This is a genomic window from Actinomyces sp. ICM58 (assembly GCF_000283035.1).
Taxonomy (GTDB): Bacteria; Actinomycetota; Actinomycetes; order Actinomycetales; family Actinomycetaceae; genus Pauljensenia.
The window spans coordinates 1-8,082 of record NZ_ALIY01000187.1; the positions used below are offsets into that span (position 1 = coordinate 1).

7 protein-coding genes are annotated in these 8,082 nt (G+C 69.5%); 4 read left to right on the forward strand and 3 right to left on the reverse strand.

What is annotated here, in order from left to right:
* Positions 1-98 precede the first annotated feature (98 nt).
* Both HMPREF1138_RS11345 and HMPREF1138_RS08415 read left to right on the forward strand, forming a co-directional pair.
* Positions 99-1,397 carry a hypothetical protein gene (locus tag HMPREF1138_RS11345; protein ID WP_238318631.1) on the forward strand — a complete coding sequence of 433 codons (1,299 nt, stop codon included), beginning with the start codon at positions 99-101 and terminating at the stop codon, positions 1,395-1,397.
* A gap of 76 nt (positions 1,398-1,473) precedes the next feature.
* The gene (locus HMPREF1138_RS08415; RefSeq protein WP_004565611.1) at positions 1,474-1,686 is read left to right on the forward strand and encodes a TOBE domain-containing protein; all 213 of its coding nucleotides are present in this window, start codon (positions 1,474-1,476) and stop codon (positions 1,684-1,686) included.
* 109 nt (positions 1,687-1,795) lie between these two features.
* Here HMPREF1138_RS08415 and HMPREF1138_RS08420 read toward each other — a convergent pair whose 3' ends face one another.
* Entirely contained in the window at positions 1,796-4,321 is a 2,526-nt protein-coding gene (locus tag HMPREF1138_RS08420) for a (Fe-S)-binding protein (protein WP_009058712.1), read from the reverse strand.
* A 175-nt stretch (positions 4,322-4,496) separates the two neighbouring features.
* On the opposite strand from HMPREF1138_RS08420, the gene purF reads away from it, so the two are divergent.
* Together purF and purM are read left to right on the forward strand one after the other, a co-directional pair.
* Entirely contained in the window at positions 4,497-6,065 is a 1,569-nt protein-coding gene (gene purF / locus HMPREF1138_RS08425; protein ID WP_009058708.1) for an amidophosphoribosyltransferase, read from the forward strand.
* Positions 6,066-6,166: 101 nt separating this feature from the next.
* Positions 6,167-7,327, forward strand: coding sequence for a phosphoribosylformylglycinamidine cyclo-ligase (gene purM / locus HMPREF1138_RS08430; RefSeq protein WP_009058705.1), 1,161 nt, complete (start codon positions 6,167-6,169; stop codon positions 7,325-7,327).
* A gap of 146 nt (positions 7,328-7,473) precedes the next feature.
* Here purM and HMPREF1138_RS08435 read toward each other — a convergent pair whose 3' ends face one another.
* Positions 7,474-7,752 (reverse strand): DUF3073 domain-containing protein, encoded by a 279-nt coding sequence (locus HMPREF1138_RS08435; protein ID WP_021610625.1) that lies wholly within the window; start codon positions 7,750-7,752, stop codon positions 7,474-7,476.
* Between the two features lie 149 nt (positions 7,753-7,901).
* Positions 7,902-8,082: hypothetical protein (locus HMPREF1138_RS11515; RefSeq protein ID WP_238318630.1), on the reverse strand; the 181-nt coding region annotated here is incomplete at its 5' end.

Sequence of the window (8,082 nt, forward strand, 5' to 3'; positions counted from 1 at the left end):
CGCCGGCACGGTCGGAGCGCCCCGCGCAGGAGAGCACGGGGGACCAGTCCTCCTCGGCGGTGCGTACCGGAGTCATTACGGGCGTCGCGCTGCCGGGCATGACCCCGCGCGCAGACCAGGTCACCAACAGGGACGAGGCTCCCCAGGCCTCGCCGGTGAGGCGCTCCCTCAAGGAACGCATGGCGAGCGCGCACCACAGCTTCGCGGACCCGATGCTCACCGCCGCGACGACCGGGAATCCGCTCACGCAGACGAACGTGTCGCTGGGTGGGATGACGACGACAGACACCGCCTTCCAGGTCGCGGCCGACGGCGAGATCACCAGCGCCGAGGCCGCCGTCCCGATTGCGGCCGCGATCGAGGTGAGTGAGCCGGCTGGCGTCATCGACCTGAACGAGGCCAGGGAACACCACCTGTTCCTCGTGTCGGAGGCGGTGGACCCGGCCGAGTTGGAGGCCCTCGCGATCTCCATGTGGGACGAGGCCGGCTGGATCGCCCCGGGGCGCCTGCGCCTGTCCTCAGAGGCTGAACTCGTGGGCCCGTGGTCGCTGGATCAGCCGACCCGCGCCGACCTCGGAACCCCGTCGACGCTGACCAACGCGTGGATCCTGCGGTGCCCGGTGGCTCGCGCCAAGCAGCAGGCCAACGCGGTAATGGGGGAGTGGGCGAAGGCCTTCCCCGAGGGTATGCCCATCGGGTTGGAGTACCGCGTGCTCGAGGCCCTCAACCGCATGGCGCGCCGACTGGCGGGCGGCATGCGCATCGCGGGTAGCGGCTACGTGATGGTCCCCGACGCGGACTCGGCGGTCAACCTGACGGTGTATTCGCCGCGCTGGATCAACCCCGAGGACCTGCTGCAGGCCATGCGTGAACGAGCCGGTTTCGAGCAGATGAAGGACGCGCGCGACATCGTTCCCGAGGCCCCGAAGGCCCCGGCACTGAGCCCCGCGCAGGCCGCCCACATCGAGAAGCTCAAGGCCGAGCTGGGGCCGGTCCGCGAGGATATCGCCTCGAAGATCGCCAAGGCTCGCGAGGAGCTCGAAGCCCAGCGCGATAAGCCGCAGGTCGTTGACGGTTATGCGCTGATGAGCCCGATCGGCAACCGTTCGGACATGATGATCGAGGTCCACGCGGTTCCCACGCCCCCGCGCGTGCTGCGCTGGGAGCCGTGGACGGCCGGGGCCATCATCGAGTACCAGGTGCGCTGGCTGCCTGGGACGGCGCCGACGCCCGGAGCGGGCACGATGAGCCGCACCGCGCGCCTCGAGCGCCTGCGTTCCACGCAGGATGTGGAGAAGGCGGCCGGCATGATCGCGACCCTCGTAGGCGGCAACGTCATCGACGAGGACGGCTTCCTCGTCGGCCTCGAGGAAATCTCCTCTGAAGAGGGAGAATAGGCCACCCGTAGAAGAAGCGCGCGTCACCCGCTAGTGTGGCCCTGTTGTCACATCCATACGAAGGAAAGGGCATACCATGAAGCTCTCTGCACGCAACCAGCTCCCCGGCACCGTCGTTGAGGTCTCTCAGGGCGCCGTGAACGGCATCGTCAAGATCGAGGTCGCCCCCGGCCTGGTCATCTCCTCGTCGATCACGAACGCCGCCATCGAGGAGCTCGGCCTAACCGTCGGCTCCAAGGCCGTCGCCGTCATCAAGGCCTCCAACGTCATCGTTGGTGTCGAGGACTGATCCTTTCAAACGTTACAGGGCGGCCCCGCAGGTTCTCCCGCGGGGCCGCCCTCTTGTCTGTGGGATTTACGTGCGGCGCACACTGTGGGGTGCGGGCCGTGCGCGTGCGTTACTGCCCGCGCTTGACGGCCTCCAGCAGCATGACGGCCACGTCCCGGACCTCCGGGAGCTTGCCGCCGGGCGAGGCCGTGGTGGCGTCGGCGCTCGCGGAGCCTGGGTCGGTGGCGTCGGAGGAGACGAAGCCGGCAGACGTGCCCGAGGCGGAGCCGAGCATCTGGGAGCAGAAGGGGCAGGCCGTCGCGACGACGTCCGCGCCCGTGGACGCGGCCTCGACGATGCGGGCGTCTGCGATGCGGGTCCCGCGGGTCTCCTCGAACCAGGCGTGCGCGCCGCCTGCGCCGCAGCACATCGCGCGGTCGCGGTTGCGCGGCATTTCGACGAGCTCCACGTTCGGCAGGGAGCCGACGAGCTCGCGTGGCGGCTCGTAGACGCGGTTGTGGCGGCCCAGGAAGCACGCGTCGTGGTAGGTGACCTTCAGGGGTGCACCGGCCTGGGGCACGCCGTCCGTGGCCCCGGCTCCGGCCTCGCCCGTGGTGTCCTCGCCCGTGGGGGCAGTGGAGGCAGTGGAGGCAGCGGACGCGGGGGCCACCGGCGTGAGCAGGCCGTCGCGCACCAGGCGGTTGAGGAGCTGCGTGTGGTGGACGACGTCGAAGGAACCGCCCAGCTCCGGGTACTCGCCGGCGATCGTGTTGAAGCAGTGAGCGCAGGAGACGACGATCTTCTGGGGCTTGGCTTCTGTGAGCGTGTCAATCGCCTGGGCGGCCAGCATCTGGAAGAGCGCCTCGTTGCCGGCGCGGCGGGCCGGGTCGCCCGTGCAGGACTCGCCCGAGCCGAGGACCGCGAAGGACACGCCAGCGGTGTGCAGCAGCTCGGCGACGGCGGCGCTGGTCTTCTTCGCGGTGTCGTCGTAGGCGCCCGCGCAGCCCACCCAGAACAGGTAGTCGACCTCGGAGGCGTCCTCGATGTCCTCGCCGACGACGGGGATGTCGAAGTCGAGTTTCTTCGCCCAGTCCATGCGCTTGCGGGCCGCCTGGTTGTAGGGGTTCGCCTTGGATTCCATGCCGCGGAAGGCGCGCCCCAGCTCGCGGGGGAACGCGCCCTCCATGAGGACCTGGTGGCGGCGCAGGTCGAGAATGTGGTCGATGTGCTCGATGTCGACGGGGCACTGTTCGACGCAGGCGCCGCAGTTCGTGCAGTCCCACAGGACCTCTTCGGAGACGACCTCGGGGACCAGGGGAGCGGTGACCGCACAGACGCCTTCGGGGCCGGTCGCGCCCGACAGGGACAGGGCGGAGACCAGGTCGAAGGAGTGCGGCGAGGCAGGCACGCCCTTGTCGAGGAGGACCTCGCCGTCTTCCAGCTTCTGGTGGCCCTCCTCCTGCTCGACGATCTGCACGTTGGAGGCGGACTCCATGTGGTCGCGCAGGCCCATGATGAGGAGCTTAGGGGAGAGGGGCTTCTGGGTGTTCCACGCGGGGCACAGCTCCTGGCAGCGGCCGCATTCGGTGCAGGCGTACAGGTCCAGGCGGGCCTTCCACGAGAAGTCGTCGATTGTGCCCACGCCGAGGACCGTGTCTTCGGGGACGTCGTCGAAGTCGTCCTCGCTGGTGACCGGCTTTCCATCGATGAGCATGTGGTCGGCCGGTCCCAGGGACTTCGTGCCGTCCGCGTTGCGGCGCGTGTACAGGTTGAGGATTGCGACGAAGCGGTGCCAGGCGACGCCCATGCCGGTCTGGATGCCGACGACCGTCAGCCAGGTCATGGAGGTGATGACCTTGAGGGCGCTGACCAGGACAATCGCGTTGGCCAGCGCGGTGGCCGAGGAGGAGGCGGCCGCCGCGAAGAGCGCGCCGAGCCAGGCGGTGAGGGGGAAGTGCAGCGCGCTCGCGTGGGCTTCGAGGCCGGGAGTGACGCTGAAGAGCGCGTATTCGAGGCCGCGCAGGGCCACGACGCACGCGCACACGATGAGGATGACCCACTCGACGAAGAGCGCCTGCCAGCGGGTCGAGCCCAGGAACCGGGAGGCGAGGCCGCGCGGGGAAGAGTCGCGCGGGTGGGGACGGGTCAGGGACGAGGGCGGGGTACCTTCGGGGTCAGCCGCGGCGGCTGCGCCGTCGGGGTCGTCGTTGGAGAGGGCTGCCTCGGCGGCCGTTCCGTGCCCGGCGCGCTGGCGCACGATCATGAGGCCGATGATGCCCGCCAGGCCGCCCCACGCGAAGACCTCGGTGAGCCACTCCCACGGCGCGAAGTGGCCGAGGAGGGGCAGCGTGAAGGTCTGGACGCGCAGCTGCGCGTAGCCCGTGACCAGCGTGAGGAAGAGGATCGGGAAGGACACCATGACGAGCCAATGGGCCGCCTTGATCCAGGGGCGCCCCTTGAATTCGCGGTGGGTGAGGGCCGCGGAGACGACGCCCCAGAGGCGCTTGCCGACGGGGCTCAGGCGCCCCGGGTCGGGCGTGCCCGCCGAGACCGTGCGCCACATGTGGGTCAGGCCTCGCGCGAACGACAGGATGGCCAAGGCGCTCACCAGCAGGGCGAGTCCCCACATGATGGCGCTCAGCGTCGGATTGGCCACGTTTCCTCCTCAAGATTGCTGCACTCTATTGTGTCATCTCGGCCACGAGGCGACCGAATCCGGCGGCAAAGCGTGCGCAATTACGCGCCGATGTCCCCTCCTCAGCGGTGCAGATGTGCTCATCACAACGTGGATACGCGCCACCAACGGCGGAAAAGTATGCCAGAGTGAGAGAGTGCTTCCCGTCTCGCAGCCAGACATGACACTGTCCGATCAGGAACTCTTCGGAGACGATCACCCGCACGATCACTGCGGCGTCTTCGGGGTATGGGCCCCGGGCGAGGACGTTTCCCGCCTGACCTACTTCTCCCTCTATGCCTTGCAGCACCGAGGTCAGCAGAGCGCTGGTATCGCCACTTCGAATGGCAAGCAGATCCTCGTCTATAAGGACCAGGGCCTGGTCTCCAAGGTGTTCTCTGAGCAGTCCCTCCAGGGCCTGCGTGGTCACATCGCCCTCGGGCACGTGCGCTATGCGACGACCGGCGCGGACGTGTGGCGTAACGCCCAGCCGACGCTGGGCCCCACCCCCACGGGCACGCTCGCCCTGGCCCACAACGGCAACCTGACGAACACCACGGAGCTGCGCGAGCTGGCCGCAGACATCGCCGACGACGGCGAGGATTTTGAGCGCGGAGCCTCCACTGACACCTCCATCGTAACCGCCCTCCTCGGCATGGCCGACCGGATCCCCGGGCCCGCCCCCTTCATCGCGAGCCCCGCCGTCACGCCCGGTGACGCGGACCGGCACGAGGCCGCCCCGGCCTCGTCGGTCACCGATCCCGAGCCCGCTCCCCTCGTCGGCGCCGCCCTGAAGGTGCTTCCGCGCATCAAGGGCGCGTTCTCCCTGGTCTTCATGGACGAGAACACGCTGTACGCGGCGCGCGACCCGCACGGCTACCGCCCGCTCGTGCTCGGGCGCCTGGCTTCCGGCTGGGTCGTCGCCTCCGAGACCGCCGCCCTCGACCTGTGCGGCGCGACCGTCGTGCGCGAGGTCGAACCCGGCGAGCTCATCTCGATCGACGCCTCGGGCGTGCATTCGCGCCGATTCGCCGTGCGCCGCGCCAACACCTGCGTTTTCGAGTACGTGTACCTGGCGCGCCCCGACACGACGATCGGCGGGCGCCGCATCGTGGCCGCGCGCCACGAGATGGGGGCCGCTCTCGCGCGGGAAAACCCCATCAACGCCGACCTGGTGATGCCGACCCCCGACTCGGGCACGCCCGCCGCCATCGGCTACGCGCAGGAGGCCGGCATCCCCTTCGCGCAGGGCCTCGTCAAGAACGCCTACGTTGGACGCACCTTCATCGAACCCACGCAGTCCCTGCGCCAGCTCGGTATCCGCCTCAAGCTCAACCCCCTGCGCGAGGTCATCGAAGGAAAGCGCCTCATCGTCATCGACGACTCCATCGTGCGCGGTAACACGCAGCGCGCGCTCGTCAAGATGCTGCGCGAGGCCGGGGCCGCCGAGGTGCACATCCGCATCTCATCCCCGCCAGTGCTGTGGCCGTGCTTCTTCGGCATCGACTTCCCGACGCGCGCCGAGCTCATCGCCTCTTCCATGGACGTCGAGCAGGTGCGCGCGCACCTCGGGGCGGACTCGCTGGCCTACCTGTCAATCGACGGGATGGTCGCGGCCACCGGGCAGGGTAACTCCCTGTGCCTGGGCTGCTTCACCGGCGAATACCCCGAGACGATCCCCGCCGGGACGCCCGTGCCCGGCACCCCCGACGCCACCCCCTGCTAACCCCCCACGCCCGCGACGCACCCCCTGCGCCGCGGGCGTTTCCCCTTCTCCGATCACCCAGACCCGGCCTCGTCGAGCGCCACCTGCGAAAGGCACCACCCATGACCGATACCCCCCTGGACTACGCGACCGCTGGCGTCGACACGGCGGCGGGCGACCGCGCCGTCGAGCTGATGAAGAGCGCCGTCGCCGCCACCCACGACTCGACCGTCCTGGGCGCGACCGGCGGATTCGCCGGCATGGTTGACGCGTCGGCGCTGCTGGGCATGGAGAGGCCGCTCCTCGCGACCTCCACGGACGGCGTGGGCACGAAGATCGCGATCGCGCAGGCCATGGACGTGCACGACACGATCGGCCAGGACCTGGTGGGCATGGTCGTCGACGACATCGTCGTGATCGGCGCGCGCCCGGTCCTCATGACCGACTACATCGCCTGCGGGCACGTCGTCCCCGAGCGCATCGCCTCCATCGTCACCGGCATCGCGCGGGCCTGCGAGGCCACGGGCACGCCCCTGATCGGCGGCGAGACCGCCGAGCATCCGGGCGTCATGGAGCCCGACGACTACGACATTGCGGGCGCGGCGACCGGCGTCGTGGACGCCTCCAAGCTGCTGGGGCCCGAGCGCGTGACGGGCGGCGACGTCGTCATCGCCATGGCGTCCTCGGGCCTGCATTCCAACGGCTACTCGCTGGTGCGCTCCGTCGTCTCCCGCGTCGGCGCCTCGCTGGAGTCCCACGTGGCTGAGTTCGGCCGCACCCTCGGCGAGGAGCTCCTGGAGCCCACGCGCCTGTACACGCGCCTGTGCCTGGACCTGGTCGAGCGCTTCGGTGTCGAGGGGATTCACGCCTACTCGCACGTGACCGGCGGCGGCCTGGCCGCGAACCTGTCGCGCGTCCTGCCCGTTGGCGCCGTCGCCACCGTGGACCGCTCCACGTGGACCGTGCCCGCCGTGTTCGACTGGGTGCGCCGCGGCGGCGACGTCACCTGGGTCGGCATGGAGGACTCCCTGAACCTGGGTGTCGGCATGGTCGCCGTCGTCTCCGAGTCCGTCGCCTCCGAGGTCCTGGCCGCCATCAACGAGGCCGGGGTGGCCGCGTGGGTCCTGGGCTCCGTCACGTCGGCTGGCGCCGACGGTACCGTGGCCGGCTTCGGGTCGGTCGCTGACCTGGGCGCTGATTCCTCCGGCGTGCGCCTCATCTCCGGCACGAAGGGCGTTCAAGCGGGCGCCGTGCTGCTGCACGGTGAGTACCGCGTGGGCTGAGCGGGCGCGCCTGGCGTCTACTGACTGTACGAGAAGGGGTCGAGGCCTGCGGGCCCCGACCCCCTCTCGCGTGCGCGCGTCAGAAATAGCGGTGTGGGTACGCCAAAGCGGCGGACCGGTGGCCGGTCCGCCGTGTGGCTGAGCCGTTACTTGGTGGAGGAACTGCCCGTCCAGAAGGACTCATCGAGCTGCTTCGGATCGATGTCGTCGTCTTCTGCGGGCATCTCGGCGAAGTCGGCGTATTTCGAGTAGAGGTCGTCGTCGATTGCATCGTCCTCTTCGGGCTCGTCCACCGCGTCATTCGCCGTGTACGAGTCCTCATCCGCCAGCTCTCGCTGGAGTGCGTGTAGGTCGGTGTCGGGGCTGAAGTACTTCAGCTTCCGAGCGACTTTCATCTGCTTAGCCTTTTGACGGCCGCGCCCCATGGCGTCGACCCCCTCCGCGTCGTTCGGGTCCGCGTGAAGCGGTTCCCTGGGTGTTCAAAATGTTTCGTGGGACCATCATAGCTAAAGACGGGCCTTGACCTCACCTTGGACCGTGTTTTGCGCGCACAGCGGAGAAAGGGGAACGCCGCTCAGGCGTGCTGGGGCGCGGAAATGCGCTCGCGGCGGGCGATGATGTGAACGCCGTTACGGAATGCGGGCGAGGGGCGGATACGCGCGTTCCCCCCGCGCGGGCGCGATGCCCGGGCGAGGGGAACGGAAGGAAAAGCGCTGGCGTCAGGCCTCCGTGGCCTGGTCGGCGGCGGCCAGGGC

Excerpts from the sequence above, each read along its gene's own strand:
- HMPREF1138_RS11345 (WP_238318631.1), top strand. The coding sequence starts at position 99 with ATGACCCCGCGCGCAGACCAGGTCACCAACAGGGACGAGGCTCCCCAG.
- HMPREF1138_RS08415 (WP_004565611.1), top strand. The coding sequence starts at position 1,474 with ATGAAGCTCTCTGCACGCAACCAGCTCCCCGGCACCGTCGTTGAGGTC.
- purM (WP_009058705.1), top strand. The coding sequence starts at position 6,167 with ATGACCGATACCCCCCTGGACTACGCGACCGCTGGCGTCGACACGGCG.
- HMPREF1138_RS08435 (WP_021610625.1), bottom strand. The coding sequence starts at position 7,752 with ATGGGGCGCGGCCGTCAAAAGGCTAAGCAGATGAAAGTCGCTCGGAAG.